This is a genomic window from Streptomyces sp. NPDC050738 (assembly GCF_040654175.1).
In the GTDB taxonomy this organism is placed as follows: Bacteria; Actinomycetota; Actinomycetes; order Streptomycetales; family Streptomycetaceae; genus Streptomyces.
Genome location: NZ_JBFAHN010000005.1, coordinates 230293 through 257089 on the forward strand (window position 1 = coordinate 230293; position 26797 = coordinate 257089).

Genomic DNA, 26797 nt, shown 5'->3' on the forward strand with positions numbered 1-26797 from the left:
GGTGAGGGAAGGGGCCGGTCAGCCCTTGAGTGCGCCGGAGGTCAGGCCCTGGACGAAGGAACGCTGGAAGAAGAGAAAGACGATCACCGAGGGCAGCAGGGCGAGCAGCGATGCGGCCATCACGACGCCCGGGGTGACGGACGGGTCGATCCGCAGGGTCCGCAGGGCGAGGGGGAGGGTGTACGAGGAGGAGTCGGTGGCCACCAGGAGGGGCAGCAGGTACTGGTCCCAGATCATGGTGAAGCCGAAGACCCCGATCACGCCGAGTGCGGGCTTGCACATCGGCAGGATGATCTGCGCGAAGATCCGCAGGTCACCGGCGCCGTCGATGCGGGCTGCCTCTTCGAGTTCGCGCGGTACGTCCTTCATGAACTCCGTCATCACCAGGATGGAGAAGGCCCAGGCGCCGAGCGGCACGATCATGCCGGCGAGCGTGCCGATCAGGTTGAAGTGCACCACCGGAAGGTCCGCGAGGATCAGCGAGAGCGGGATGGCGAGGATCTCCTCGGGCAGCATCAGCGTCGCGAGGATGGCCACCATCACCACGGTCATCCCGCGGAACTTCTTCCGGGCGAGGGCGTAGCCCGCCAGGACCGAGACCGCGACCTGCAGCAGCAGTCCGAAGCCGACGACGAAGAAGGAGTTGAGGAGGTACTTCAGGACGCCCTGGTCGAAGGCGGTCCTGAAGTTGTCCAGGGTGGCGCCCGAGGGGATGAGGCTCAGCTGCGTCGGGTCCTTGACGTGGTTGAACGCGCTGACGAGCAGGGCGAGCAGCGGGCCCGCGAAGAGGATCAGGACGAGGGCGTACGTGATCGCCTTGACCACCCTGGCGCCCACGCTCTTGCTCTCGGTGAGCCCCAGCGCGGTCTCGGTCGGCGCGCTCATTCGTTACCCCTCCGTCGGAACAGGTGGACGCAGACGGTCAGGACGAGCGTCGCGAGGAACAGCAGGACGGCGCCGGCGGCGCCGACTCCGAGCCGGTTCTGTTCGAGACCCAGCTTGTAGATCAGCGTCATCACGACTTCGGTGGATCCGTCGGGGCCGCCGTTGGTGAGGAGGAAGACCTCGGTGAAGACGCGCAGCCCGCGGATGGCGGCGAGAACGAACAGGATCGAGAAGACCGACCGCAACCCGGGGACGGTGACATGGCGCACCCGCTGGAAGCGGGAGGCGCCGTCGACTTTGGCGGCCTCGTACAGTCCGCGGTCGACGCTTCCCAGGCCCGCGAGGAAGATCATCATGTCGTAGGGCGCGCCCCTCCAGATGCCGGTGACCATGATGGAGGCCATCGAGCTGTGCGGGTCGTTGATGAAGCCCGAGGGGGACGAACCGAACAGACCGAGCACGGAGTTGATCATTCCGTCGGCGGTCGGGTGGTACATGATCCGCCAGAGTTCGGCGACGACCGCGATCGGCACCACGACGGGCAGGAAGGCCGCTGAGCGGATGAAGCCGAGCCGCTTGCTCTGCCCTTCCATCAGCAGCGCGAGCGCGAGGCCGAGCACCAGGCAGCCGGCGGTCTGGCCGACGGCTAGCACAACGGTGTGCCAGGCGGCCTCGCGGAAGCCGTCGTCGGTCAGGACCGTCCTGTAGTTGTCGGTGCCGACCCACTTGTTGCCGAGGTAGGGCTGAACTTCCTGGAACGACATGGTGATGGCGTTGGCCATCGGGATGAACTTGAAGTACACAAAGAGGATCAGAGCCGGGGCCAGGAACAGCCAGGGCGTCCACCAGCGCCCTGCCCGGCGGCTGCGCGGCCGGGAGCTCTTCGCCGCCGTCAACGCGGCGGTGGGCCGGGCGTTCCCGACGGCGGAGCCGTTCGAGGACGGCCGTGCCTGGTCGACGCTCATGACGCGGCGATCCCCTGCTCTTCGAGTACGGAGGTGAGCTTGGAGTCGAGCTCCTTCAGCTTGGCGCCGGTGTCGAGTCCGCAGTCGGCCACCAGGGCGTTGACGGTGTCGGCCGCCGCCTGGCGCACGGGCGTCCAGTTGGGTATCGACGGGGCGTAGCGGCCCGAGGTGCTGTAGATCTCGGAGTACGTCTTCCAGCGCGGGTCGGGGCGCTCCTTGGTGATGTCGACGGTCTTGTTGACCGGCAGCTGCACGATGTTGCCCTCGGTCCCCTGCACGCCGAGCTTCTGGCCCTCGGCGGAGATCGCGTAGTCGGCGAAGGCGTCCTGGCCCGCCTGGTTGTCCGAACCCGCCATCAGATAGACGGAGCCGCCCTCGGCGAGCACGGTGGCGTCCTTGGGGCCCTTGGGCATGGGGACGACCTCGTACTTGTCCTTGCCCAGGGACTTGTCGAAGCGCGGGAGGAGATAGGGGCCGACCACGTACATGCCGGCCTTGCCCGCTTCGAACGTCTCGTTGGTCGGCGGGGTGTCCATGGTGACGGCGCCGGGCTGGATCGTCTTGTCCTTGCAGCCCAGGTCGCGGAACCACTGGACGGCCTTGGTCGCCTCGGGGGTCGTCATGGACGCCTTGTACTTGCCGTCGCCCGACTCCGTGATGAAGTCGCCGCCTGCCGCCCAGAGGAAGTTGGAGAAGTACCAGGAGGCGTAGCCGCGCTTGGTCGAGAGCGGAGCGGCGAGGCCGTAGGTGTCCTGCTTGCCGTTGCCGTCGGGGTCCTTGGTGGTGAACTCCTTGGCCATGGCGCTGAACTCGTCCCAGCTCGCCGGGACCTTGAGCCCCAGCTTCTCGCGCCAGTCCTTGCGGATCAGCAGGGCGCTGGCCTGGGCCGAGTAGGGCAGGCCGAACTGCTTGCCGTCCACGCTCTTGCCGGAGGTGAGACCCTGGGCCGCAATGTCCTTGCTGTTCTTGATCTTGGTGAGGTCGATCTCGCGGAGCAGGCCCTGACTGTGCATCGTCCCGAGCTGCGTCACGTCGTTGAGGACGATGTCGGGGAGGTTCTTCTGGGCGGCGCGCTGCTGCAGCTTGGTCTCGAAGTCGTCGAAGATGGCGGTGACTTTGACCTTCTTGCCGGTCGCCTTCTCGAAGCCCGCCGCCAGCTTGAGCGTCGCCTTCTCACCGGGCCCGCCCGGCGTGGTTCTGGTCCAGAGCTCGAGCGGTGCGTCGGGGTTCTGCTTCGCCTGCGTACCGGCGGGGCCGGACGAACACCCCGTCAGGAGCACGGCGGACGTGAGGATCCCGGCACCGATCAACCATTGCTTGTGCATGAAGACGACTCCCGATCGGCTACTTGAACGGCGTTCGCACTTGTGGAAAGCGCTTGCCCGGGACGGTAACGTCTGCGTTAAACCAGGGTCAATAGTCCGATGACTTTGTAAAATACGGGGACTAAGTCCGGGAAGTCTCTTCGCCTGAACCTCTCGCCTCCACCACACGTCCGACGTATCGTCCGGCCATGCGAACAACACTGACCGCGCTGCTCGTCATGGAGGAGGAGCGCAGGGCCGACGTCTACCCCGCGTCGCTCCTGGAGGAGATCGGGCAGGTCGCCCGCTGGCAGGGACCGCCGCTCACCCGTACGCAACTGGCAGCGGATCCAGGGGTGTTGGCAGGCGTGGACGTCCTGCTCAGCGGGTGGGGCGCCCCGGTGCTCGACGGCGGACTCCTCGGTCACGCACCCGACCTGCGCGCGGTGCTCGTGGCGGGCGGATCCGTACGCCCGCTGACCACACCCGAGTTCTGGGACCGCCGGATCCCCATCGTCTCCGCCGCGGCGGCCAACGCCGTACCGGTGGCCGAGTACACGCTTGCCCAGATCCTGCTCGGGCTGAAGCAGGTCCACCGCATCAGCCGCGAGGCCCGCGCACACCGGAAGTTCCCCGCCGACCCGCAGGTGCCGGGCGGATACGGCTCCCGGGTCGGCCTGTTCGGCCTGGGCCGGATCGGACGGCTGGTGGCCACGCATCTGCGCCGCTTCGACGTCGAGGTCCTCGCATCGGACCCCATGACGGACGCCGACACGGCAGAAGGGCTGGGACTGCGGCTCGTGGGTACGGAGGAACTCTTCGCGACCTGCGACGTCGTCAGTCTGCACGCGCCCCTGCTGCCGGAGACCGAGGGGCTGGTCGGGGAGCGGCTGCTGTCCCGGCTCAGGGAGGGGGCGACGCTGATCAACACCGCACGCGGCGGGCTGGTGGACGAGGAGGAGGCCATACGCGTGCTGGGCGGCCGCCCGGACCTCACCGCCGTGCTCGACGTGACGTGCCCCGAGCCGCCGGACCCGGACTCGCCCTGGTTCACGCTGCCCAACGTCGTGCTGACGCCCCATCTGGCCGGGGCCATGGGACGGGAGCGGGCGCGCATGGGCGAGCTGGTCCTGGACGAGCTCCGCCGGCTGGTGCGCGGAGAGCCCCTGCGGCACGCCGTGGACCCCGAGCTGGCGGGGACCCTCGCCTAGCTGCGCCCAGCGCGCCTAGCGGGCGTTCTGGGCCAGGCGCAGCAGGTGGTCGGCCAGCGCCTGGCCGCCAGCCGGGTCGCGGCTGATCAGCATCAGGGTGTCGTCTCCGGCGATGGTGCCGAGGATGTCGTGCAGCTCGGCCTGGTCGATCGCCGAGGCGAGGAACTGGGCCGCGCCCGGCGGCGTACGCAGCACGACGAGGTTGGCCGAGGCCTCGGCGGAGATCAGGAGTTCGGAGGAGAGCCTGCGCATCCGCTCCTCCTTCGCCGACTCGCCGAGCGGCGCCTGCGGGGTGCGGTAACCGCCCTCGCTGGGCACCGCGTAGATCAGCTCGCCGCCCGTGTTGCGGATCTTGACCGCGCCCAGCTCGTCGAGGTCGCGGGAGAGCGTCGCCTGGGTGACGCTCAGCCCGTCGTCGCTGAGGAGCTTGGCGAGCTGGCTCTGGGAGCGGACCGGCTGCCGGTTGAGGATGTCCACGATCCTGCGGTGCCGGGCCGTGCGGGTCTGGGGCACGGACTGTCCGTTGTGCTCGGTCTCCTGCGCCTCGGTCATCGTCGTCGCCTCATTCTCAAGTTCGCTCTTCCCCGTTGGCCGCGTCGAGAACGCCGGGCAGTGCCCGGAGGAACGTGTCCACCTCGTCGTCGCCGATGATCAGCGCAGGCATCAGCCGTACGACATCGGGGGCGGGCGCGTTCACCAGGAATCCTGCGTCCTGAGCCGCCTGCTGCACTCGGGGTGCGAGGGGCTCGGTGAGCACGATACCCAGCAGCAGGCCCGCGCCACGGACGTGGGCGATCAGCGGGTGGCCCAGAGTCTCGATTCCGCTGCGGAGCTTCTCGCTGGTCCGCTTCACCCGGTCGAGGATTCCCTCGTCGGCGATCGTGTCGAGCACGGCGAGCCCTGCGGCGCACGCCACCGGGTTCCCGCCGAAGGTGGTGCCGTGTCCGCCGGGGTGGAGCAGTTCGGCCGCCTCGCCGAAGGCGATCGTCGCGCCGAGCGGCAGGCCGCCGCCGAGCCCCTTGGCGAGGGTGACGACATCGGGGTCGACGCCCTCGTGGGCCTGGTACTCGAACCAGGTGCCGGTCCTGCCGATGCCCGTCTGCACCTCGTCCAGGACCAGCAGGGTGCCGGTGGCGCGGGTGATCTCGCGGGCGGCGGTGAGGTAGCCCTTGGGCGGGACGACCACGCCCTTCTCGCCCTGGATCGGCTCGATGATGACGAAGGCGGTGTCCTCGGTGACGGCCGCGCGCAGCGCGTCCACGTCCCCGTACGGCACATGCGTCACATCGCCGGGGAGTGGCTTGAATCCGGTCTGCTTTCCGGGCTGGCCCGTGAGCGCGAGGGCGCCCATCGTGCGGCCGTGGAAGCCGCCGTCGGTGGCGACCATGTGGGTGCGGCCGGTGAGCCTGCCGATCTTGAAGACGGCTTCGTTGGCCTCGGCGCCCGAGTTGCAGAAGAAGACCCTGCCGCCCGGCCGGTCGAAGAGCTGCAGGAGGCGCTCGGCGAGCGCTACGGGCGGCTCGGCGATGAAGAGGTTGGAGACATGCGCGAGTTGGCCGATCTGCCGGCTGACCGCTTCGACGATCGCCGGGTGGGCGTGGCCGAGTGCGTTGACCGCGATCCCGCCGACGAAGTCGGTGTACTGCTTGCCGTCGGCGTCCCAGACTTTCGCGCCCTCGCCGCGTACGAGGGAGAGCTTCGGGGTGCCGTAGTTGTCCATCAGCGCGCCCTGCCAGCGCTGCGACAGCTCCTGGTTGCTCATGAGTCCCCCTCGATGTCCCGTACCAATGAAGGTGCCGGTGCTGCGTCGGGCACGACCATCGTGCCGATTCCCTCGTCGGTGAAGATCTCCAGCAGGATCGAGTGCTGGACCCGCCCGTCGATCACGCGGGCGGTGGTGACGCCGTTGCGTACGGCGTGCAGACAGCCCTCCATCTTGGGGACCATCCCGCTGGCCAGCTCGGGCAGGAGCTTCTCCAGCTCGGTGGCGGTCAGGCGGCTGATCACGTCGTCGCTGTTCGGCCAGTCCTCGTAGAGGCCCTCGACGTCCGTGAGGACCATCAGGGTTTCGGCGTCCAGCGCAGCAGCGAGTGCCGCAGCCGCCGTATCAGCATTGACGTTGTAGACATGGTGGTCGTCCTGGGAGCGCGCGATGGAGGAGACGACCGGGATACGGCCGTCGGCGAGCAGTGCTTCGATGGCGCCGGTGTTGATCCCGGTGATCTCACCGACGCGGCCGATGTCCACCAACTCGCCCTCGATACGGGGCTGGTGCTTGGTCGCGGTGATGGTGTGCGCGTCCTCGCCGGTGAGACCGACGGCGAGCGGGCCGTGCTGGTTGAGCAGTCCGACGAGCTCGCGCTGCACCTGTCCGGCGAGCACCATCCGTACGACGTCCATGGCGTCCTCGGTGGTGACGCGCAGGCCCGCCTTGAACTCGCTGACGATGCCGTGCTTGTCGAGCGCGGCACTGATCTGCGGGCCGCCGCCGTGCACGACGACGGGCCGCAGGCCGGCGTGGTGCAGGAAGACGACGTCCTGGGCGAAGGCGGCTTTGAGCTCCTCGTCGATCATGGCGTTCCCGCCGAACTTGATGACGACGGTCTTGCCCTGGTGACGGGTCAGCCAGGGCAGCGCCTCGATGAGGATCTGCGCCTTGGGCAGCGCGGTGTGCTTGCGGGCGCTCATGAGCTGTACGCGCTGTTCTCGTGGACGTAGTCCGCGGTGAGGTCGTTGGCCCAGATCACGGCCGACTCGGACCCGGCGGCCAGGTCGGCGGTGATCTTCACCTCGCGGTAGCGCATGTCGACCAGGTCCCGGTCGTCTCCGACGGAGCCCTTCTTGCAGACCCAGACGCCGTTGATGGCGACGTTCAGCTCGTCGGGCTCGAAGGCTGCGGCGGTGGTGCCGATCGCGGAGAGCACCCGGCCCCAGTTGGGGTCCTCGCCGTGGATGGCGCACTTGAGGAGGTTGTTCCGGGCGATGGAGCGGCCCACCTCGACGGCGTCGTCCTCGCTCGCGGCGTTGATCACCTCGATACGGATGTCCTTGCTGGCCCCCTCCGCGTCGCCGATCAGCTGGCGGGCGAGGTCGTCGCAGACGGTACGTACCGCTTCGGCGAACTCCGGGTAGCCGGGGGCCACTTCGGAGGCGCCGGAGGCGAGCAGCAGCACCGTGTCGTTGGTCGACATGCAGCCGTCGGAGTCGACCCGGTCGAAGGTCTGGCGGGTCGCGTCGCGCAGCGCCTTGTCGAGCGTCGCGCTGTCCAGGTCGGCGTCGGTGGTGAGGACGACCAGCATGGTGGCCAGGCCGGGGGCGAGCATGCCCGCGCCCTTGGCCATGCCGCCGACGGTCCAGCCGTCGCCGGTGGCGACCGACGTTTTGTGGACGGTGTCGGTGGTCTTGATGGCGATGGCGGCCTTCTCGCCACCGTGCGCGGAGAGTTCGGCCGCGGCCTTCTCGATGCCGGGGAGCAGCTTGTCCATGGGGAGGAGCACGCCGATCAGCCCGGTCGATGCGACGGCGATCTCGCCGGCGTTCTGCCCGAGGACGTCCGCGACCTTCTCGGCCGTGGCGTGGGTGTCCTGGAAGCCCTTGGGGCCCGTACAGGCGTTGGCGCCACCGGAGTTGAGGACGACCGCGGTGACCTCACCGCCCTTGAGGACCTGCTCCGACCACAGGACGGGTGCGGCCTTCACACGGTTGGAGGTGAAGACGCCCGCAGCGGCTCGGCGGGGCCCGTTGTTGACCACGAGGGCCAGGTCGGGGTTGCCGCTGTCCTTGATTCCGGCGGTGATGCCCGCCGCCGTGAATCCCTGCGCTGCCGTGACGCTCACGGTGCTACTCCGATCGTGGAAAGTCCGGTGTCCTCGGGGAGCCCGAGGGCGATGTTCATGCTCTGGATCGCGCCGCCGGCAGTGCCCTTGGCGAGGTTGTCGATGGCGCTGATCGCGATGATGCGGCCGGCGGCCTCGTCGTACGCGACCTGGATCTGCACGGCGTTGGAGCCGTACACGGAGGCGGTGGCGGGCCACTGCCCCTCAGGGAGCAGGTGGACGAACGGCTCGTCGGCGAGGGCCTTTTCGTACGCCGCCCGCACCGTCTCCGCGGTGACCCCGGCCCCGGGCTTCGCCTTCGCCGAGCAGGTGGCGAGGATGCCGCGGGACATCGGGGCGAGCGTCGGGGTGAAGGAGACGGAGACCCGCTCGCCCGCCGCGGCGGAGAGGTTCTGGATCATCTCGGGGGTGTGGCGGTGGCCGCCCCCGACGCCGTACGGGGACATCGACCCCATCACCTCGGAGCCGAGCAGGTGCGGCTTGGCGGCCTTGCCCGCGCCGGAGCTGCCCGAGGCCGCGACGACGACCGCTTCGGGCTCGGCCAGTCCGGCTTCGTACGCGGGGAAGAGCGCGAGGGAGACGGCGGTCGGATAGCAGCCGGGGACGGCGATGCGCTTGCTGCCCGCCAACGCGGTGCGTGCGCCCGGGAGTTCGGGGAGGCCGTAGGGCCAGGTGCCGGCGTGCGGGGAGCCGTAGAACGCCTCCCAGTCGGCCGGGTCCTTCAGCCGGAAGTCGGCGCCCATGTCGACGACGAGCACGTCCTCGCCGAGCTGCTCGGCAACGGCGGCGGACTGGCCGTGCGGCAGCGCGAGGAAGACGACCTCATGGCCGGAGAGGACCTCGGCGGTGGTCGGCTCCAGCGTCCGGTCGGCCAGCGGGAACAGATGCGGCTGCAGTGCGCCGAGCTTCTGGCCCGCGTTGGAGTTGCCGGTGAGGGCCCCGATCTCGATGCCGGGGTGGGCGAGGAGCAGGCGCAGGACTTCCCCGCCCGCGTACCCGCTCGCCCCTGCCACTGCTGCTCGTACCGCCATCGGACCCTCCTCGTCGATGGCATGACTATACGCAGTGATGCACGTTTATGCAAAGGATCATTCGGAATGCACGACGGACGTACCCGGCGGGAGCCTGCGGTAGCGGCCACGGCACTCTTCGGCGAGCCAGCCGTTGAGGCTGTCCAGGCCCCGTTCGTTGAGCTGCGCGTCGTGGATTCCGTACGCCCTGTCCGGAGCGACGGCATGCACGAAGTCGATGGCCTCGTCCGTCTTCAGCCAGGACCCCTGCAGGGGAACCAGCAGGGTCTCCACCGGCAGGCCGGGGCGGTGCAGCGAGTCCCCCGGGTGGTAGAGGCTGTCCTCGACGAGGTAGCCGAGGTTGGCGCAGTCCGGCAGGCCGCCGAAGACGCGCGCGTGCCGGCCGCCGTGGGCGCTCACCTTGAAGCCTGCCGCGGTGAACTCCTCGCCGGGGCGTACGCCCGTGAAGTCCAGGCCGGGGATCCGGGCGCCCTCGGGTGCGAAAACGGGGACGCCCAGCCCCTTCAGCCGCAGGGCGTCGACGTGGTCGCCGTGCTCATGGGTCACCAGCACCGCGTCCGCACCGGCCAGAGCCCTCGGCTCGCTCCACACACCGGGGTCGATCACCAGGGTGCCCCCGCCGTCGAGCTCCAGCCGGACACAGGAATGGGTGTACTTGGTGATGCGCATGCGCGGGAGCATAGGGCTGCCGTACGGCGCCGGGTCAGACCCCGGCGTCCAGGCGCAGGCTCCAGCGGCCCGCGCGGCCGCTGACCGTGACCGTCGACAGGGGGCGGACGTCCACGTTCCAGTACGTGGACGGGGGTGCCTTGAGCGCATACACCAGCGCGGCCCGTACGACGGCGGGTTCGGCCACCGCGACGATGTTGCCGCCGGCGTCGGCGGGCCTGGTGTCCAGCCAGCGGCCGATCCGGGAGATGAAGGTGAGCAGCGACTCGCCGCCGTGCGGGGCCGAGCGCGGGTCGGCGAGCCAGGCGTCGACGGCGCCCGGTTCGCGGGCCGTCACCTCGGACAGGGTGTGGCCGCGCCAGCGGCCCATGTCGCAGTCGCTGAGCGCGGGCTGGACGAGCGGTGCGTAGCCGAGCGCCTCTCCGGTGGCGCGGGAGCGGGCGGTCGGCGAGCAGTAGCGCAGCTCGGCCGCGCCGAGCGGGACGAGTGTGTGGGCGACGAGCTGGATCTCGTGCCAGCCTGTCTGGTCGAGCTGCCGGTCGTCGTCGAACCGCTCGGCCAGCCGGGAGGAACTGCGCGCGGCGGCGACCAGCGTGACCCGTATGTCCATGGCGGTGATCGTCCGGCCGAAAGCCCTGGTGGTCAAGGGGTGGAAGTAGGCTCGTGGGAAACCGTCCCGAGGAGATCGGCCCCCATGCATCCCGTGCCCGACGCCCTGGCCCATCTCGCCGGGACCTGGCACGTCGAGCGCACCGTCCGCGATCTGGCCGGAGGCGCGGAGGGGCGCTTCACCGGGCGTACGGAGTTCGGGCTGCTGGAGGGCGGCGCACCGGGGCTGCTGCACCAGGAGTCGGGCGTCTTCGTCTGGCAGGGTGTGGCGCGGCCCGCGGAGCGGACCCTGCGCTTTCTGCCCGGCGGGATTCCGGGGACGGTGGCCGTCCACTTCGCCGACGGGCGGTTCTTCCACGACCTCGATCTGCGGACCGGGCGCCACACCGCCGACCATCCGTGCTCGGCGGATCTCTACCGGGGCGAGTTCGAGGTGCTGGGCCCCGACAGCTGGCGGATGGTGTGGCGGGTGGGCGGTCCGGCCAAGGAGCTGCTGCTGGTCACCCGGTTCGAGCGGGCTACGCCCTGATCACTGCCTGCCGAGCGCCATCCACTTCTCCGGGCTCTCCAGCACCTTGAAGCCGATCTTCTCGTACACCCCGTGGGCGTCGGCGGTCGCGAGCAGGATGCGGCGCAGTCCGCTGGGCTCCAGGTGGTCGCGTACGGCGGCGACCAGGGCGGTGCCCAGGCCCGTGCCGCGGGCCGCGCGGTCGACGTACACATCGCAGAGCCAGGCGAAGGTGGCACCATCGGTGATCACGCGGGCATAGGCGACCTGCTCGCCCGAAGCGGCCTCGTACGCACCGAAGTTGAGAGATCCCGCGATGGCCGCGTCCTGCTTCTCACGGCTGCGGCCCATCGCCCAGTAGGCGTCGGTCGACAGCCAGTGGTGGACGCGGGCGGCGTCGACGCGGGCAGGGTCGGCCGATATCTCGTACGCGCCGAAGGTCGTTTCGCTCATGCCCGGAGGCTATCGGAGCACCTCGTCGCAGGCGGTACGGAGCCTGCGCACCCCCTCCGTGATCTCGCCGGGGCCCGACACCCCCGCGAAGCACACGCGCAGGTGCGGCGCGGGCGACTCGGCGGAGAAGTACGGGCGGCCGGGCGTGACCGCGACGCCCGCGCGCAGGGCCGCGGAGGTGAGGGCCGTCTCGTCGGTGCCGTCCGGGAGGCGGAGCCAGAGGTGGTAGCCGCCCGAGGGGATGTGGGGCAGGGAGAGTTCGGGGAGGTGGCGGGCGAGCGCCGTGGTGAGGGTGTCGCGGCGTTTCCTCAACTCGGCCGCCAACTGGCGCAGATGACGGTTCCAGGCGGGCGAGCCGACCAGTTCGAGGGTGGCTTCCTGCAGGGGCCGCGGGACGAAGAAGCTGTCGACGATCTGGATCGCGCGCATCCGTTCGAGGACGGGCCCGCGCGCGGCCAGCACGCCGATGCGCAGGCTTGGCGAGGTGGCCTTGGTGAGCGAGCAGACATGGATGACGGTGCCGTCGTGGTCGTCGGTGGCGAGCGGTCGCGGCAGCGGACCCGCGTCCTCGTGCGCGAGGCGGCGTACGTAGTCGTCCTCGATGACGAAGGCCCCGGCCTCGCGGGCGATGCGCAGGACTTCGGGGCGGCGCTCGGCGGAGAGGACGGCTCCGGTGGGGTTCTGGAAGAGCGGCTGGCAGATGAAGGCGCGGGCTCCGGTGGCCTTGAAGGCGGCCTCCAGGAGTTCGGTGCGTACACCGTCGCGGTCCACCGGGACCGGAACCGGGCGCAGCCCCGCCGCGCGGGCGATGGCCAGCATGCCCGGGTACGTGGGTGATTCGACCAGCACGGGGGCGCCGGGCGGGGCGACGGCGCGCAGCGCGGTGGTGAGCGCGCTCTGGGCGCCCGCCGTGACCAGCACCTCGGCCGTGGTGATCATGCCGCCGATGCCGCGTGCGAACCACTCGCGCAGCTCGGGGAGTCCGTCGGTGGGCGGCCGCCCCCAGGCGCCCGGCCTGCGGCCGGCGCGGGCGAGGGCGGCGGCCATGGCCTGCTCGGGCTGGAGCGAGGCGTGCAGATAGCCGCTGTTGAACTCGATGACGCCCGGCGCGGGCGCGGCGAGGCAGACCAGTACGCCCGACGCGTCGACCGTGCGGGGGACCGCGCCGGTGGCGCCCTCCACGCTGAGCGCGACCTCCTGCCAGGAGGTGTCGCCGGGCTCGGGCGGCCGGGTGCGGGGCTCGGCGCGGAAGGCTCCGGCGCCGGGGCGGGTGACGACCAGGCCTTCGGAGGCCAGCTGGGCCAGTGCGCGCGAGACGGTCACGGGGCTGACCTTGAAGCGCTCCACCATGGCGCGACTCGACGGCAGCTTTCCATGCTCTGGATAGCGATCGAGCTCTCCCTTAAGGGATTTCACCAGTTCGGCCACGCTGCTACTCTCGTGCATGACAGTACAGAATAGCGCTACTCTCCCCGGCGCGATAGCAGTCGGCAGCGGTACCGCCCAGGCCGCCCTGGGCGTCGTCGCCTTCTCGCTCACCTTCCCCGCAACAGCGTGGGGACTTGAGGGCTTCGGCCCCTGGTCCCTGGTGTCCGTACGGTGCGTGCTGGCAGCCCTGGTCGCCGGGGCCGCGCTCCTGCTCTTCCGGGTACCACTGCCCGACCGCCGCCACTGGGCCGGTCTCGCGGTGGTGGGGCTCGGGGTGGTCGCCGGATTCCCGCTGCTGACCACGCTCGCCCTGCAGACCTCGACCACATCCCACGCGGCAGTGGTGGTGGGCCTGTTGCCGCTGACCACGGCCGCTTTCTCCGCCGTACGCACCGGGATCCGGCCCTCGCGCACCTTCTGGACGGCCGCCCTGGCCGGGGCCGCCGTGGTGATCGCCTTCACCGTGCAGCAGTCCGGCGGCGCGCTCTCCGCCGGGGACGGCTTCCTCTTCGCGGCCCTCCTGGTGTGCGCGGCCGGATACACCGAAGGCGGGCGCCTGGCGCGGGAGATGCCCGGCTGGCAGGTCATCGGCTGGGCGCTGGTGATGTGCCTGCCCCTGGCCGTCCCGGCCGCCGCGCTCGCCCTGTCCTTCGAGCCGGCGCACCTCACCGCGCACAGCGTCCTGGGACTGGCCTGGGTGGCCGTCGGGTCTCAGTTCCTCGGCCTGGTCGTCTGGTACCGGGGCATGGCGGACATCGGTGTCGCGCGGGCCAGTCAGCTCCAGCTCGCGCAGCCGCTGCTCACGCTGGTCTGGTCGGTGACCCTGCTCGGTGAGCACCTCTCCCCCGCCGCACCGGTCGCCGCGGGTGCCGTCCTGGTCTGTATCGCGGTGACGCAGCGGGCTTCAACTCCCGCTGCCAGCCGTAGACTTGATGCCATGCAGGCAAGCGTGGGCGACCATCTCCTGGTGCATGGCAGGACCGTCGGACAGCAGGACAGGCTCGCCGAGATCGTCGAAGTACTGGGGACCGACGGGCTGCCCCCGTACCGCGTGCGCTTCGAGGACGGCCACGAAGCGCTGATGTCGCCGGGCCCCGACTCGGTGGTCAAGCGGCGCCCGGCGCAGCAGTGACTCAGGGGCGGGTCCGCGTGCGGTAGTGGTCGGCCACCAGCCGGGCCATCGCGCCGGTCCGGTCCGAGGCGACCTGCTTGGCGGAGAAGAATATGTGGCCGCGCACCTGGCGGTAGCCCTCGGCGAAGGTGAGATGGCGCGACAGCTCGGCCGGGTCCTGCCAGGGTGCGGGCTGGGCCGGGTCGCCCGCCTTGTAGAGGGCCTCACCGATGTAGAGGTCGACGCCCGTGCCGCGTACGACGTCGTCCCACCAGGGGACGAGGGTCGCGTAGTCCGCCGGTGCGAAGCCGATATTCCAGTAGACCTGCGGGCAGATGTAGTCGATCCATCCCTCCTTGACCCATTTACGGGTGTCCGCGTGGAGGTTGTCGTACGTCTGCACGCCGGCCGTCGTGGCCGAGCCGAGCGCGTCGCTGGACGCGTTGCGCCACACCCCGAAGGGGCTTATCCCGAAGCGCACGCGGGGCTTGATCCGCTTGATCCTGGCGGCCGTCTCGCGCACGAGGCGGTCCGTGTTGTCCCGTCGCCATGCCGCCTTGTCGGCGAAGCCCGCCCCGTAGCGCGCGTACGCGTCGTCGTCGGCGAAGGTCTGACCGGCCACGGGGTAGGGGTAGAAGTAGTCGTCCCAGTGCACGGCGTCGATGTCGTAGCGGCGTACGGCGTCGAGCATCGCGTCCTGCACGAAGCGCCGGACCTCGGGCAGACCGGGGTTGTAGTAGAGCTTCCCGCCGTACGGAAGGGTCCAGTCCGGGTGGAGGCGCGCGGGATGCGTGGGCGAAAGCCGGGAGAGGTCGGTGTGGTTGGCGACCCGGTAGGGGTTGAACCAGGCGTGCAGTTCGAGCCCCCGCCGGTGGGCCTCCTTGACCGCCGTGCCCAGCGGGTCCCAGCCGGGGTCCTGCCCCTGCACTCCGGTGAGGCACTCGGCCCACGGCTCGTACGGCGAAGGCCAGAGCGCGTCCGCGGTCGGCCTGACCTGGAGGATGACGGTGTTGAGCTTGAGCCGCACCGCCGTGTCGAGGTAGGCGAGGAGCTCCTCGCGCTGCTGGGCCGCTGTGAGTCCCGCCACGGAGGGCCAGTCCACATTGGCGACCGTCGCGATCCACATCCCGCGCATTTCCCGGCGCCCGCGATGCTGCCCGGCCACGGCTTCCCCGGGCAGCACAAGGCCCGACACGACCGCGGCCGCTCCGGCCACCAGTGCTCTTCTGCTCACAGACCTCACGCGTCGCCCCAAGCTCAGTAAGTGATTGTTAACCCAGCAGGCCATTCACCCGCAGGCCAGTAGTAACGTCAAGGGCTGGGACGGGCGCCGGAATCGTACGGGGGACTCGTCCGGACAGATCTGCGGAAGGCTGGAAGTGACGGACTCGCTTACGGACATCACTCGCGTCGGAGTGGTGGGCTGTGGCCAGATGGGCGCCGGCATCGCGGAGGTGTGCGCCCGCAGCGGCCTCGAGGTGAAGGTCGCCGAGACCACCGGCGAGGCTCTGGAGATCGGCCGCACCCGGCTGTACAACTCCCTCTCGAAGGCAGCCGAGCGCGGCAAGATCTCCGAGGAGGAGCGCGACGCGACGCTCGCCCGCCTGAGCTTCACCACCGACCTCGGGGAGTTCGCCGACCGCGACCTCGTCATCGAGGCCGTCGTGGAGAACGAGCAGGTCAAGACCGAGATCTTCCAGGTGCTCGACCAGGTGGTCACCCGCCAGGACGCGATCCTCGCCTCCAACACCTCCTCCATCCCGCTGGTGAAGCTGGCCGTCGCGACCTCGCGTCCCGACCAGGTCATGGGCATCCACTTCTTCAACCCGGCGCCGGTGCAGCAGCTCGTCGAGCTGATCCCCGCGCTGACCACCTCCGAGGAGACGGTTCTGCGCTCGCAGACGCTGGTGGAGAACGTCCTGGGCAAGCACGCGATCCGCGCGCAGGACCGCTCGGGCTTCGTGGTCAACGCGCTGCTCATTCCGTATCTGCTCTCCGCGATCCGGATGTTCGAGTCGGGCATCGCCAGCCGCGAGGACATCGACAACGGCATGGAGATGGGCTGCGCCCACCCGATGGGTCCGCTGAAGCTCGCGGACCTGATCGGCCTGGACACCGTCGCCTCGGTCGCGGACTCCATGTACGCCGAGTTCAAGGAGCCGCTGTACGCCGCTCCCCCGCTGCTGCAGCGGATGGTGGACGCGGGTCGGCTCGGCCGCAAGACAGGCTCTGGCTTCTACCCGTACTCCTGATTCGCACGGAGTGTGCGGGGCGTGCTCGCATATGCCCCGCGCACTGCCTGTCGCGTTACGGACAAGGCGAGTTGACTCGGTTCCGTCCCTCCTCAAGGAGAAAGGGAGCGGAACCGTGTCAACCGACCCCGACCTTCCCGTGGTCGTCGAAGAATTCGCCGAGCTGCACCGCAGCCTCGATGTCGGTCTCGCCAGGATCGACGGACGCCTCGCGCTGATCACCCAGCGCGACGGCCAGATCGACAAGGACCTCACCGATCTGACCGCGCGCATAGCAACCCTGGAGCACACCCGCTGGCCACTGCCCGCGGTTGCGGCGCTGACCGCGGTCGGCGCACTGACGGTCACGGTCTGGCAGGCCGTCGGACACTAGCCCGCGGGTCAGCCGAGCCGCAGATGGTGGAGCATCAGCAGCCCGGCGGCCATGTTGGAGGCCGGCACCTCGCCGCGGGCGATCATGTCGGGGACCAGTTTGAGCGGGACCCACTCGCGGCGCGAGGACTCGAAGTCGTCCTCGGGATGACCGATGTACGTCCCCTCGTCCGACCAGTAGAGATGGTGGCGGGCATCGGTCAGTCCGTTGGACGGCTCGACGGTCAGCAGATGCTGGAGAGGACCGGGCCGCCATCCGGTCTCCTCCTCCATCTCCCGGGCGGCGGCCACCGCGATGTCCTCACCGTCCTCCACGACTCCGGCGGCGAGCTCCCAGCCCCAGCTGTTGGTGATGAAGCGGTGGCGCCAGAGCATCAGCACCTCGTTGGCCTCGTTGACGACCGTCGCTACGGCGACGGGGCGGAGCCGTATCACGAAGTGATCGAGGTGGCGGCCGTCGGGGAGTTCGACGTCCGCGAGGTTCACCTGGAACCAGCGGTTCTTGTACACAGTCTGTTCGCTTAAGTTCGTCCACTGCACGTTTCTGCCACCTTCCGACAAGTAGATGGCAATATCGCAGCAGGAGCACGGTCACAGCGGAACGCGCAAAGCCCCGTCGATGAGTGCAGCGGCTTCATCCGCCTGTGCGAATCCGCTCGCGGCGAGATGATTCCGTACGGCACGCAGTCGGTCCCGGAGCCGCTGCGACTCCATCCCTCGGGCCGCCTCGGCCATTTCGACAGCGGTGGCCACGGCCCGGTCAGCCTCCCCCTGCCGCAGTTCGATCTGGGCGAGCATCGCCAGACGGTGGACCCGTCCCCGGTCATGTGCCGGAGCGCCGGCCGCCACGGCGGCCTGTTCCCGCGCGGCCGGCAGATCACCGAGTCTGAGCAGCGCCTCCGCCACCTGCACATTGACGAGGCCCGGCTGGACGTAGCCGGTCTCATCGGGTTCCGCACGGGGGCTGATGCGCTCGGCAGCCGCCTCCGCACGCCTGATGCACGACAGAGCGTTGCTGCTGTCGCCGAGATAGGCGTACGCCTTGGCCTGCATGGCATGGAGATCGGTCGCCAGCGCCGGGGTCAGATCCGTGCCCGCCGCCCGCAGCGCGGCTTCCGCGAAGGCCACCGCCTGCCGGTACTCCTTCATGAACAGCGTCTGGTTGACCAGCAGTGCCACCACGTACGCACCGAGCCCGCGGTCCCCGCTGGCCTTGGCGAGACGCAGGGCCTGGTGGAAGTAGCGCTGGGCAAGACCCTGGGCATTGGAGTCGTACGCGCAGATCCCCGCGATGGCCACCAACCCGCCGGTGGCGCGGTGCAGTTGGCGCCCGGTGGCGTCGTTGTAGCTGCCGCGGAGCAGCGGCGCCGTCTCGGTGTTGAGGAAGCCGACGATCCGGGCGCGCGTCGCGATGCCGCCCGCCTTGCGGTACATCTGCTCGTAGTGCGCGCGGGCCGCGCGGAGCGTCTCGGTGTCCGCGAGGCTCACCCGTGTCTGGCCGCTCCGGGAGACGTCCACGTCCTCGGGCGGGTTCTCCCACTCCCAGACCGGCAGGACGGCGGGCGTTCCGGTGACGGCGGACGCACCGAGTATGTGCGGACGCTGCTGTTCGTCGGAGCGCCACAGGGCGGCCGCCCGTTCCACGAACCCCGAGAGCGGGGTGCCGTGTTGGGGCGCGGGACTGCCGGGTACGCCCAGACCGATGTCGTCCAGCGTGACGGGCCTGCGCAGCCGGACCGCGAGGACTTCGCAGAGCAGGTCGGGGACCTGGCCGCGCGGGCGCTGGCCCTTCAGCCAGCGGGCCACGGCGGTGTGTTCGTACCGCAGCAGCAGTCCGCGTGCCTTGCCGGCGTTGTTGACCCGCACCGCGAGGCCCGCGTTGGACATTCCCGCCTCGTCGAGCAAGGCGTCGAGCAAGGTATTGGGCAGCATCAGGGCCCTCCGGTGGCTCGGTGCAGCACAGCGTAATGGAGTGGGGTTCACACGGGGTGTGATCGGAATGACCACATCCGGGCCCCCTGGACTCTGCCCGGAGACCCCGCGCCCCGATGTACTGAACTGCCTCTCAAGCAGAGGCGATCGGGCCGCCGGCTCCCCCTCGTACAGTGCGGCGGCCCGCTCCCGGCGCCGTCCGTCCTGCCGGATCTGCCCGGCATCCTCCGCGGCAGGACGGACGGCGACCCGCGGCTATCCGCGGGCCCGGACCGACTGCACGGCGCCCGGCTGTGCGGGGATCCGGCTCCGGTCGTTACGGAGGACCAGCAGCGCCACGTCGTCGGACAGGCGGCCGCCCGTGTGCCGCCGAAGCGCCCTGTGCACCCGGTCGATCACCTCGGCGGGCGAAACCGGTGAGTCCAGTGCCGCCGCCCCGAGCACCTCCTCCAGCGGGAAGAACCTGCCCCTGGAGTCCCGCGCGTCGGCCGCCCCGTCGGTGTGCAGGAGCAGCGCCTCGCCGGGCAGCAGCCTTCCGCACTGCTGCAGCGCGATCGCGGCGGGCAGCGGGAAGGGGCCCAGCGGCGGCAGCGGGTCGGCGGCGGAGAGCTGGCGGGCTCTGCCCGCGAGCCGGTAGGGCCACGGGTGCCCGCAGTTGACCGCCCGCAGTTCGCCCGCCGCACCGATCTCGATGAGCAGTACGGTCACGAACTCCTCCGCCAGGGGGTTCTCCGGATCGGCTCCGCCCGACGCCGGGTGCTCCGCCCGCGACCGCTCCCGCAGGTGCCTCTCCAGCGCCCGCTCCAACCTCCGCATGACACCGCCCAGTTCGGGCTCGTCGTGGGCCGCCTCGCGGAAGCTGCCGAGCAGGGCGGCCACCGCCCCGATCGCGGGCAGCCCGTGGCCGCGTACATCCCCGATGACGATGCGCACCCCGTGCACGGTGGAGACCGCCTCGTACAGATCACCGCCCACCGTGGCGCCCGGGCTGGCCGAGAGCTGCCCCGCCGCGACCGCGAGCCCCTCGATCCGGGCCGGCAGCGGCCTGAGCAGCGCTTGCTGGGTGGCGTGGGCGACTTCGCGCGCCAGCTTCAACTCCCGTACGGAACCGATCCGCACGCTCGCGCAGAGGTACACGGCGGCGATGAGGAAGGCGGCGCACAGACCGATCCGCACGCCCATCGCATCGTCCGTGGCCATCGGGCAGGTCAGTTCCCACGTGGTCACGAGCGCGAGCCAGAGGGCGGGGAGGCCGAAGGCGAGCAGCGCTCGCCATGGCCTGGTGCGGATCATCCGTCGGCCCCCTCAAGTCCTGGTCGGGCTGGACGATTGTGTCCACGGACCGGACCTTTTTGCGGAAATCACCTCTGCTTCTCACCCGAATGAGTGAGGGGCGCATCCGGAGATCCGGATGCGCCCCTCACCAGGCAACATGAGACTGCGGGACGGTCAGGCCCCGCGCAGTACCGCGCCCGTGCGCTCGGCCGCGAGTGCGACGGCCGTGTCGCGCGCGGCCGATGCCTCCTCGACGGTCAGCGTCCGGTCGGCCGCCCGGAAGCGCAGTGCGTAGGCCAGCGACTTCTTGCCCTCGCCGAGCTGCTCGCTCTCGTAGACGTCGAACAGCCGCAGCGATTCGAGGAGTTCACCCGCGCCCTCGCGCAGCGCGCTCTCGACCTGGGCGGCCGGGACGGCTCCGTCGACGACCAGCGCGACGTCCTGGGTCGCCACCGGGAAGGTGGAGATCCGCGGCGCCTGCAGTGCACCGGTGGAGGCCTGCTCGACGAGGTCGAGCTCGATCTCCATGGCGCAGGTGCGCTCGGGCAGCCCGAGCGCCTTGGTGACGCGCGGGTGCAGCTCGCCGGCGTGACCTGCGAGGGTCTCCTCACCTGCGACCGTGACGTAGAGCGCGGCACAGCGGCCGGGGTGCCACGGGGCGTGCTGGTCGCTCCGTACGGTCAGCTCCACACCGGCCTCGCGGGCGACGGTACGGGCCGCCTCGACGGCATCGGCCCAGAGCGCCTGCGTGCCCTTGCCCCACCAGCCGGCCTGCTCGCGGGCGCCCGACAGGACGACCGCGGCGCGGCGCGGCTGACGCGGCAGCGCGGCGTTGAGCGAGGAGATCTCCTCGTCGGTGGGGCGCCGGTCGACCGGGAGGCGGACCGACTTGCCCTCATCGCCCGTCGGCCGGAAGACGAGACCGGTCTCGAAGAGCGCCAGGTCGTGCGAGCCGCGGCCGTGGTTGCGGCGCAGCGCGGCGAGCAGGCCCGGCAGCAGCGTGGTGCGCAGCGACGGTTCCTCGTCGGAGATCGGGTTGACGAGCGTGACCGTACGACGGCGGGCATCGTCCGCGTCCAGGCCGAGCTGGTCGAGGACCGTCTCACCGATGAAGGGGTAGTTCAGCGCCTCGACGTAACCGGCTCCGGCGAGCACCCGGCCGACGCGGCGGTGCAGCCGCTGCCGCTCGGTGAGCCCGCGGCCCGAGGGGGGCGTCGGGAGCGTGGACGGCAGGTTGGCGTATCCCTCGAGGCGGATGACCTCTTCGGCGAGGTCGTTGACCTCGGCCAGGTCGGGGCGCCAGCTGGGGACGGTGACGACGAGCTCGTCCTGGCCGTAGGCGTCGCAGCCCACCTGCTGGAGACGGCGTACGACGGTCTCGCGGCCGTACTCGACACCGGCGACCTTGTCCGGGTGGTCGGCGCTCATCGAGATGGTGCGCGGCGCGGAGGGCGCGATGATCTCGGTGACGCCGGCCTCGGCGGTGCCGCCGGCGAGCAGCACGAGGAGGTCGACGGTCCGCTGGGCGGCCGCGGACGCGGCCTGCGGGTCGACGCCCCGCTCGAAGCGCTTGGACGCCTCGGAGGGGAGCTTGTGGCGGCGAGCAGTGCGGGCGATGGTCAGCGAGTCGAAGTGCGCGGCCTCGATGACGACCTCGGTCGTCCCGTTCACGACACCGGTCTCGGGGTCGTACACGGCGTCCGCGATCTCGGTGTTGGCGCCGCCCATCACTCCCGCGAGGCCGATCGGCCCGCGGTTGTCGGTGATGACCAGGTCCTCGGCGTCGAGCACGCGCTGAGCGCCGTCGAGCGTCGTGAACTTCTCGCCCTGCTCCGCGCGGCGCACCCCGATGGGTCCGTCGACGCGCGAGCGGTCGTAGGCGTGCAGCGGCTGGCCGAGTTCGAGCATCACGTAGTTGGTGATGTCGACGGCGAGCGAGATCGGGCGCATCCCGGCCTTCTGCAGCCTGCGCTGCAGCCAGATCGGGGAGCGGGCCTCGGGGTCGAGGCCGGTGACCGTGCGTGCGGTGAAGCGGTCGCAGCCCGACGGGTCGGCGACCTTCACCAGGTAGCCGTACGAGTTGGGCGCCGGGACGTCCAGGAGCGCGGGGTCGCGCAGCGCGATGCCGTAGGCGATGGCGGTCTCGCGGGCGATGCCGCGCATGGAGAGGCAGTCGCCGCGGTTGGGCGTGACGGCGATGTCCAGGACCTCGTCGACCAGTTCGAGCAGCTGGATCGCGTCGGTGCCGACCTCGTGCTCGGGCGGCAGCACGATGATGCCGTGGCTGCCGTCGTCGCCCATGCCCAGCTCGTCGCCGGAGCAGATCATGCCGTGCGAGGTCCTGCCGTACGTCTTGCGCGCGGCGATGGCGAAGTCGCCGGGGAGCACCGCGCCGGGCAGTACGACGACGACCTTGTCGCCGACGGCGAAGTTACGGGCGCCGCAGACGATCTCCTGCGGCTCACCGGTGCCATTGGCCGTGCCGACATTGACGGTGCAGAAGCGGATGGGCTTCTTGAAGCCCTCCAGCTCCTCGATGGTCAGGACCTGTCCGACGACCAGGGGGCCCTTGAGGCCCGCGCCGATCTGCTCGACGGTCTCGACCTCCAGGCCGACGTCGACGAGCTTGGCCTGTACGTCACGGCCGGTCTCGGTGGCGGGGAGATCGACGTACTCCCGCAGCCAGGAAAGCGGGACCCGCATCAGATCTCCATCCCGAACGGCCGGGTGAACCGGATGTCACCCTCGACCATGTCTCGCATGTCTTCGACGTTGTGGCGGAACATCAGCATCCTCTCGATGCCGAACCCGAAGGCGAATCCGCTGTACTTCTTGGGGTCGACGCCGCAGGCGGTCAGCACCTTGGGGTTGACCATGCCGCAGCCGCCGAGCTCGATCCAGCCTTCGGAGGAGCAGGTACGGCAGGGCCGGTCCGGGTTCCCCACGGACTCGCCGCGGCAGACGTAGCACTGCATGTCCATCTCGGCGGACGGCTCGGTGAACGGGAAGAAGTTCGGACGCAGCCGGGTGGTCATGTCCTTGCCGAACAGCGCCTGGACCATGTGGTCCAGGGTGCCCTTCAGGTCGGCCATCGTCAGGCCCTCGTCCACGGCGAGCAGCTCGATCTGGTGGAAGACCGGGGTGTGCGTGGCGTCGAGCTCGTCGGTGCGGTAGACCCGCCCCGGGCAGACGACGTAGACGGGCGGCTCGCGGTCGAGCAGGGTGCGGGCCTGGACCGGCGAGGTGTGGGTGCGCAGTACGACACCGGACTCGTCGCCCCGGGAGCCTTCGCCCGCGGCGGAGCCGCTGTCGGACGCAGCCTGGACGAAGAAGGTGTCCTGCATCTGGCGGGCCGGGTGGTCGGGCGTGAAGTTGAGGGCGTCGAAGTTGAACCACTCCGCCTCGACCTCGGGGCCCTCGGCGACCTCGTACCCCATGGACACGAAGATGTCCTCGAGGCGCTCCATGAGCGTGGTCAGCGGGTGGCGGGCGCCGGCGGGTACCCGGTCGTAGGGCAGCGTGACGTCCACTGCCTCCTCGACCAGGACGCGCTCGTCGCGCTCGGCCTCCAGCTCGCTCTGGCGGGCTGCGAGGGCCTTGGAGACGGCGCCGCGGGCCATGCCCACGAGCTTGCCCGCCGAGGCCTTGGCCTGCGGGGGCAGGGCGCCGATCTCGCGGTTGGCGAGGGCGAGCGGCGAGGTGCCACCGGTGTGCGCGGTCTTCGCCTGGGCGAGCGCGTCGAGGTCGCCTGCGGCGGCGAAGGCGGCGAGCGCCTCGTCCCGCATGCGCTCGATCTCTTCCGGTTTCAGTGCCTCGACCTCGACAGGGTCGTACGACTTGTTCGGTGCCGACATCTCTTCCCGTACTTCCGATTGGCTGGTGGCGCGTGCCTCGCTCGACGCCTGAGGGCGCAATGGTGCCAATGGTCGAGTCTAAAGGCCGCGGGGAGGCGAAGAAGCCCGAGGGCGGCTCAGCTCAGATAAGCAGGAGCGCCGACGGGCAGAATAAATCGGAATTCGGCGCCGCCGCCGGGGCCGCGGCCGACGGTGATCGTGCCGCCGTGCGCCTCGACGATGCCCTTGACGATGTACAGGCCGAGACCGGTGCCGCCGCGTTTGCTCCCCCGCCAGAACCGGGTGAAGACACGGCCCAGCGACTCCTCGGGGATGCCGGGGCCTTCGTCGCTCACGGTGACTGCCGTGCCCTTCTCATCGTTTTTGGCGGGGGCTGCCGCCACCTCGATGGTGACGGTTCCCTCGCCGTGGCGCACCGCATTTTCCAGCAGATTGCCGAGCACCTGATCGATTTTGTCCGGATCCGCCCAGAGATCGGGCAGCGGCTGCCTGATCCGTACGAGAAAGCGGTCGGGGACCTGGCCCGATGCGATGTGCGCCTGGATGTGCCGGCCGACGGCCGCACCGACATCGACGGGCTGGCGGCGCAGTTCGAGGCGGCCCGAGTCGATCCGGGAGATGTCGAGCAGTTCGGCGATGAGCCGGGTGACGCGGTTGGCGTCGGCGTCGACGGTCTCCAGCATCAGGCGCTTCTGGTCGTCGGTGAACCGCTCCCATTTGGCGAGGAGCGTCGCGGTGAAGCCCTTGACCGAGGTCAGCGGGGAGCGCAGCTCATGGGCGACGGTGGCGATCAGCTCGGCATGGCTGAGCTCGGTGCGCCGCCGGGCCTCGGTGCCGCGGAGGGAGACGACCAGGCGCCGGACGGGTCCGGTGGGGTACTCCCGTACGTAACGGGCCGAGACCAGGACCTCGCGCCCGCCGGGCAGCAGCAGATTGCGCTCGGGCTGTCCCCGTCGCGTGGCGAGCCCGCCGAAGGGATCGGTCAGGGTCCACCAGCGGCGGCCCTTGAGGTCCTCGAGCGGCAGCGCGGTCTCCAGCGGGGCGCCGAGTGCGGTGGCTTTCGGTACGGCGGTGATGCGTGCGGCTGCGGCGTTGAAACAGATCACGCGGCCGCTCTCGTCGACGACGACCAGCCCGTCGGGCAGATCGTCGGGGTCGATACCCGCGTCCTGAAGGCCATCGCTCGCACGCCACAGGGCACTGTGCCCCTGTGCCTGTGTCGATGTACTTCGTGCCGCGACAGCCATCGCCGTACCCCACCTCTCCATATAGCGCAGTGGGCCCCCGAGTTGGTCACACTACTAGGTGGAGGTGACGGAGCGGCACCCTCCGGAAGCGCGCTGCGCACGGGCGGAGGCGTAGAGACAAACGGCCGCCGCCGTGGCGAGGTTGAGGCTCTCGGCCTTGCCGTGGATGGGAACGCGCACCACGGCGTCGGCGAGTGCGCGGGTCTCCTCCGGGAGCCCCCAGGCCTCGTTGCCGAAGACCCAGGCGCTCGGTCCGCCCATGGTGCCCGCGTCCAGTTCCGCGTCGAGGTCGTCCTCGCCCGCGCCGTCGGCGGCGAGGATGCGTACGCCTGCCGCCTTCAGCCCGGCGACCGCTTCCTCGACGGGTACGCCGACCGCGACGGGGAGATGGAAGAGCGAACCGACCGACGCCCGCACGGACTTGGGGTTGTAGAGGTCGACGGAGGCGTCGGTGAGCACGACCGCGTCGGCTCCCGCCGCGTCCGCGCAGCGCAGTACGGTGCCGGCGTTTCCGGGGTCGCGCACATGGGCGAGTACGGCCACCAGGCGGGGCTCCGCCTTGAGGATCGCGTCGAACGGCGAGTCCAGGAAGCGGCAGACGCCCACGATGCCCTGGGGGGTGACGGTCTGGGAGATCTCGGCCAGGACCTCGGTGCTCGCCAGGTGCACCCGGGCGCCCGCGGCCTCGGCGGCGGCCACGATGTCGGCGTACCGCTCGGCCGCCTCGACGGTGGCGAACAGCTCGATCAGGGTCGCCTCGCCGTCGGCGCGATGCAGTGCGGCTTCCCGTACGGCCTGCGGTCCCTCGGCGATGAACCGGCGTTCCTTGGTACGGAAGTTGCGCCGCTCCAGGCGCTTGGCGGCGGCGACGCGCGGGGAACGCGGGGAGATCAGCTCGGCGGGGGTGCCCATGATCGGTGGCTCACCTTACGTACGGGTCGAACTGGGGGAACTGCTGAACACAGTGGACCCGCAGGCAGCGTGTGCCTGCGGGTCCACTGGAGGAAGTACGTGCTGGGAGGGTGCTGGAGATCTTGGCCGGATCTCCAGTGCCCTCCGACTAGGCAGCGGCCTTCGGCGCGTTGACGTCGGCCGGGAGGGCCTTCTGCGCGACCTCGACCAGCGCGGCGAACGCGTTCGGGTCGTTGACGGCCAGCTCGGCGAGGATCTTGCGGTCCACCTCGATGTTGGCGGCGTTCAGACCCTGGATGAGGCGGTTGTACGTCATGCCGTTCTCGCGGGCAGCGGCGTTGATGCGCTGGATCCACAGACGGCGGAAGTCGCCCTTGCGCTTCTTGCGGTCGTTGTAGTTGTAGACCAGGGAGTGGGTGACCTGCTCCTTGGCCTTGCGGTACAGGCGCGAACGCTGACCGCGGTAACCCTTGGCGGCCTCGAGGACTGCCCTGCGCTTCTTGTGGGCGTTGACTGCCCGCTTGACGCGTGCCACTTGTTGACTCCTTGCAGCGGGGCTGGGGTTCAGACGGAGAACTCATCCAGCCCGGAAACGAATTGGTCCCGGTCGATTCACAGCTCCGGTCACCCGGAGCCGCGAGATCACTTGCCGAGAAGCTTCTTGATCTTCGGGGCGTCCGCCGGGGACACGACGACCGTGCCGGTCAGCGAGCGGGTCTTCTTGGAAGACTTGTGCTCGAGCAGGTGGCGCTTGCCGGCCTTCTCGCGCAGGATCTTGCCGGTACCGGTGACCTTGAAGCGCTTGCTGGCACCGCTGTGCGACTTGTTCTTCGGCATGGCGCCGTACTCTCCTCGTCAGTGACGCTCCCCCGGTGGTGCACCGGACTGCAGGAGCGTCAGATCTTGGTTTGTGGTTCCTGGGCGGGACCCGGGGCCGCCTGGG

The 26797-nt window shown here is 70.3% G+C and carries 27 protein-coding genes and 1 pseudogene; 6 read left to right on the top strand and 22 right to left on the bottom strand.

The annotated features are described in order from the left end of the window. Positions 1–18: 18 nt before the first annotated feature. The 3 genes from AB0H78_RS15460 to AB0H78_RS15470 are packed head-to-tail and all read right to left on the bottom strand — an operon-like array spanning position 19 to position 3175. Positions 19–885: a carbohydrate ABC transporter permease gene (locus AB0H78_RS15460; RefSeq protein ID WP_363234881.1), complete on the bottom strand. Its 867-nt coding sequence runs from the start codon at positions 883–885 to the stop codon at positions 19–21. Further along, a complete protein-coding gene (locus AB0H78_RS15465; protein WP_363234882.1) occupies positions 882–1850 on the bottom strand; it encodes a sugar ABC transporter permease in 969 nt (322 codons plus the stop codon). The genes AB0H78_RS15460 and AB0H78_RS15465 overlap by 4 nt, the downstream gene beginning before the upstream one ends. Further along, positions 1847–3175, bottom strand: a complete 1329-nt coding sequence (locus AB0H78_RS15470; protein ID WP_363234883.1) for a sugar ABC transporter substrate-binding protein — start codon at positions 3173–3175, stop codon at positions 1847–1849. The genes AB0H78_RS15465 and AB0H78_RS15470 overlap by 4 nt, the downstream gene beginning before the upstream one ends. A gap of 188 nt (positions 3176–3363) precedes the next feature. Between AB0H78_RS15470 and AB0H78_RS15475 the strand changes: the two genes are divergently transcribed. After that, positions 3364–4365 carry a hydroxyacid dehydrogenase gene (locus tag AB0H78_RS15475; RefSeq protein WP_363234884.1) on the top strand — a complete coding sequence of 334 codons (1002 nt, stop codon included), beginning with the start codon at positions 3364–3366 and terminating at the stop codon, positions 4363–4365. Positions 4366–4380: 15 nt separating this feature from the next. On the opposite strand, the gene AB0H78_RS15480 is transcribed toward AB0H78_RS15475, so the two are convergent. Genes AB0H78_RS15480 through AB0H78_RS15510 form a run of 7 tightly spaced genes read right to left on the bottom strand, consistent with a single transcriptional unit; the run spans position 4381 to position 10511 of the window. After that, positions 4381–4917, bottom strand: coding sequence for an arginine repressor (locus AB0H78_RS15480; protein WP_363234885.1), 537 nt, complete (start codon positions 4915–4917; stop codon positions 4381–4383). A gap of 16 nt (positions 4918–4933) precedes the next feature. Then, complete coding sequence (locus AB0H78_RS15485; RefSeq protein ID WP_363234886.1) at positions 4934–6127, bottom strand: acetylornithine transaminase; 1194 nt, start codon at positions 6125–6127, stop codon at positions 4934–4936. Beyond that, positions 6124–7053 carry an acetylglutamate kinase gene (gene argB / locus AB0H78_RS15490; RefSeq protein ID WP_363234887.1) on the bottom strand — a complete coding sequence of 310 codons (930 nt, stop codon included), beginning with the start codon at positions 7051–7053 and terminating at the stop codon, positions 6124–6126. Before argB ends, AB0H78_RS15485 begins: the two co-directional genes overlap by 4 nt. Beyond that, positions 7050–8201, bottom strand: a complete 1152-nt coding sequence (argJ, locus tag AB0H78_RS15495) for a bifunctional glutamate N-acetyltransferase/amino-acid acetyltransferase ArgJ (RefSeq protein WP_363234888.1) — start codon at positions 8199–8201, stop codon at positions 7050–7052. Before argJ ends, argB begins: the two co-directional genes overlap by 4 nt. Continuing rightward, positions 8198–9232 carry an N-acetyl-gamma-glutamyl-phosphate reductase gene (argC, locus tag AB0H78_RS15500; RefSeq protein WP_363234889.1) on the bottom strand — a complete coding sequence of 345 codons (1035 nt, stop codon included), beginning with the start codon at positions 9230–9232 and terminating at the stop codon, positions 8198–8200. Before argC ends, argJ begins: the two co-directional genes overlap by 4 nt. A 57-nt stretch (positions 9233–9289) precedes the next feature. Beyond that, a complete protein-coding gene (locus AB0H78_RS15505) occupies positions 9290–9901 on the bottom strand; it encodes an MBL fold metallo-hydrolase (protein ID WP_363234890.1) in 612 nt (203 codons plus the stop codon). 34 nt (positions 9902–9935) lie between these two features. Beyond that, positions 9936–10511, bottom strand: coding sequence for a histidine phosphatase family protein (locus tag AB0H78_RS15510; protein WP_363234891.1), 576 nt, complete (start codon positions 10509–10511; stop codon positions 9936–9938). A gap of 84 nt (positions 10512–10595) precedes the next feature. Here AB0H78_RS15510 and AB0H78_RS15515 point away from each other — a divergent pair, with 84 nt between their 5' ends. After that, positions 10596–11039 (top strand): DUF6314 family protein, encoded by a 444-nt coding sequence (locus AB0H78_RS15515; RefSeq protein WP_363234892.1) that lies wholly within the window; start codon positions 10596–10598, stop codon positions 11037–11039. On the opposite strand, the gene AB0H78_RS15520 is transcribed toward AB0H78_RS15515, so the two are convergent. After that, positions 11040–11471 (bottom strand): GNAT family N-acetyltransferase, encoded by a 432-nt coding sequence (locus AB0H78_RS15520; RefSeq protein ID WP_363234893.1) that lies wholly within the window; start codon positions 11469–11471, stop codon positions 11040–11042. It abuts the gene before it with no gap. 9 nt (positions 11472–11480) lie between these two features. Next, positions 11481–12917 (bottom strand): PLP-dependent aminotransferase family protein, encoded by a 1437-nt coding sequence (locus AB0H78_RS15525; protein ID WP_363234894.1) that lies wholly within the window; start codon positions 12915–12917, stop codon positions 11481–11483. On the opposite strand from AB0H78_RS15525, the pseudogene AB0H78_RS15530 reads away from it, so the two are divergent. Continuing rightward, positions 12916–13803 (top strand): annotated as a pseudogene (locus tag AB0H78_RS15530) (DMT family transporter); the annotation flags it as partial. The gene AB0H78_RS15525 and the pseudogene AB0H78_RS15530 sit on opposite strands and share 2 nt — an antisense overlap. A 33-nt stretch (positions 13804–13836) precedes the next feature. Then, positions 13837–14031 (top strand): DUF1918 domain-containing protein, encoded by a 195-nt coding sequence (locus AB0H78_RS15535; protein ID WP_363235154.1) that lies wholly within the window; start codon positions 13837–13839, stop codon positions 14029–14031. A gap of 1 nt (position 14032) precedes the next feature. On the opposite strand, the gene AB0H78_RS15540 is transcribed toward AB0H78_RS15535, so the two are convergent. Then, on the bottom strand, positions 14033–15298 hold the full coding sequence (locus AB0H78_RS15540; RefSeq protein ID WP_363234895.1) for a family 10 glycosylhydrolase: 1266 nt from the start codon (positions 15296–15298) through the stop codon (positions 14033–14035). A 91-nt stretch (positions 15299–15389) separates the two neighbouring features. Here AB0H78_RS15540 and AB0H78_RS15545 point away from each other — a divergent pair, with 91 nt between their 5' ends. Next, the gene (locus AB0H78_RS15545; RefSeq protein WP_363234896.1) at positions 15390–16262 is read left to right on the top strand and encodes a 3-hydroxybutyryl-CoA dehydrogenase; all 873 of its coding nucleotides are present in this window, start codon (positions 15390–15392) and stop codon (positions 16260–16262) included. Positions 16263–16377: 115 nt separating this feature from the next. Continuing rightward, on the top strand, positions 16378–16635 hold the full coding sequence (locus tag AB0H78_RS15550; protein WP_363234897.1) for a hypothetical protein: 258 nt from the start codon (positions 16378–16380) through the stop codon (positions 16633–16635). An 8-nt stretch (positions 16636–16643) separates the two neighbouring features. On the opposite strand, the gene AB0H78_RS15555 is transcribed toward AB0H78_RS15550, so the two are convergent. From AB0H78_RS15555 to rpmI, 9 genes are all read right to left on the bottom strand, one after another. Further along, positions 16644–17174: an NUDIX hydrolase gene (locus tag AB0H78_RS15555; RefSeq protein WP_363234898.1), complete on the bottom strand. Its 531-nt coding sequence runs from the start codon at positions 17172–17174 to the stop codon at positions 16644–16646. Positions 17175–17225: 51 nt separating this feature from the next. Further along, positions 17226–18566: a transcriptional regulator gene (locus AB0H78_RS15560; RefSeq protein WP_363234899.1), complete on the bottom strand. Its 1341-nt coding sequence runs from the start codon at positions 18564–18566 to the stop codon at positions 17226–17228. 255 nt (positions 18567–18821) lie between these two features. Next, a complete protein-coding gene (locus AB0H78_RS15565) occupies positions 18822–19859 on the bottom strand; it encodes a PP2C family protein-serine/threonine phosphatase (protein WP_363234900.1) in 1038 nt (345 codons plus the stop codon). A 156-nt stretch (positions 19860–20015) separates the two neighbouring features. Continuing rightward, positions 20016–22544, bottom strand: a complete 2529-nt coding sequence (gene pheT, locus AB0H78_RS15570) for a phenylalanine--tRNA ligase subunit beta (protein WP_363234901.1) — start codon at positions 22542–22544, stop codon at positions 20016–20018. Beyond that, a complete protein-coding gene (gene pheS, locus AB0H78_RS15575; protein WP_363234902.1) occupies positions 22544–23695 on the bottom strand; it encodes a phenylalanine--tRNA ligase subunit alpha in 1152 nt (383 codons plus the stop codon). The genes pheT and pheS overlap by 1 nt, the downstream gene beginning before the upstream one ends. Positions 23696–23811: 116 nt before the next feature. Continuing rightward, the gene (locus AB0H78_RS15580) at positions 23812–24942 is read right to left on the bottom strand and encodes an ATP-binding protein (protein WP_363234903.1); all 1131 of its coding nucleotides are present in this window, start codon (positions 24940–24942) and stop codon (positions 23812–23814) included. 54 nt (positions 24943–24996) lie between these two features. Beyond that, on the bottom strand, positions 24997–25854 hold the full coding sequence (locus tag AB0H78_RS15585; RefSeq protein WP_363234904.1) for an RNA methyltransferase: 858 nt from the start codon (positions 25852–25854) through the stop codon (positions 24997–24999). Positions 25855–26002: 148 nt separating this feature from the next. Next, positions 26003–26389, bottom strand: a complete 387-nt coding sequence (gene rplT, locus AB0H78_RS15590; protein WP_100597075.1) for a 50S ribosomal protein L20 — start codon at positions 26387–26389, stop codon at positions 26003–26005. A gap of 107 nt (positions 26390–26496) precedes the next feature. Next, a complete protein-coding gene (gene rpmI, locus AB0H78_RS15595) occupies positions 26497–26691 on the bottom strand; it encodes a 50S ribosomal protein L35 (protein ID WP_363234905.1) in 195 nt (64 codons plus the stop codon). Between the last annotated feature and the right edge of the window lie 106 nt (positions 26692–26797).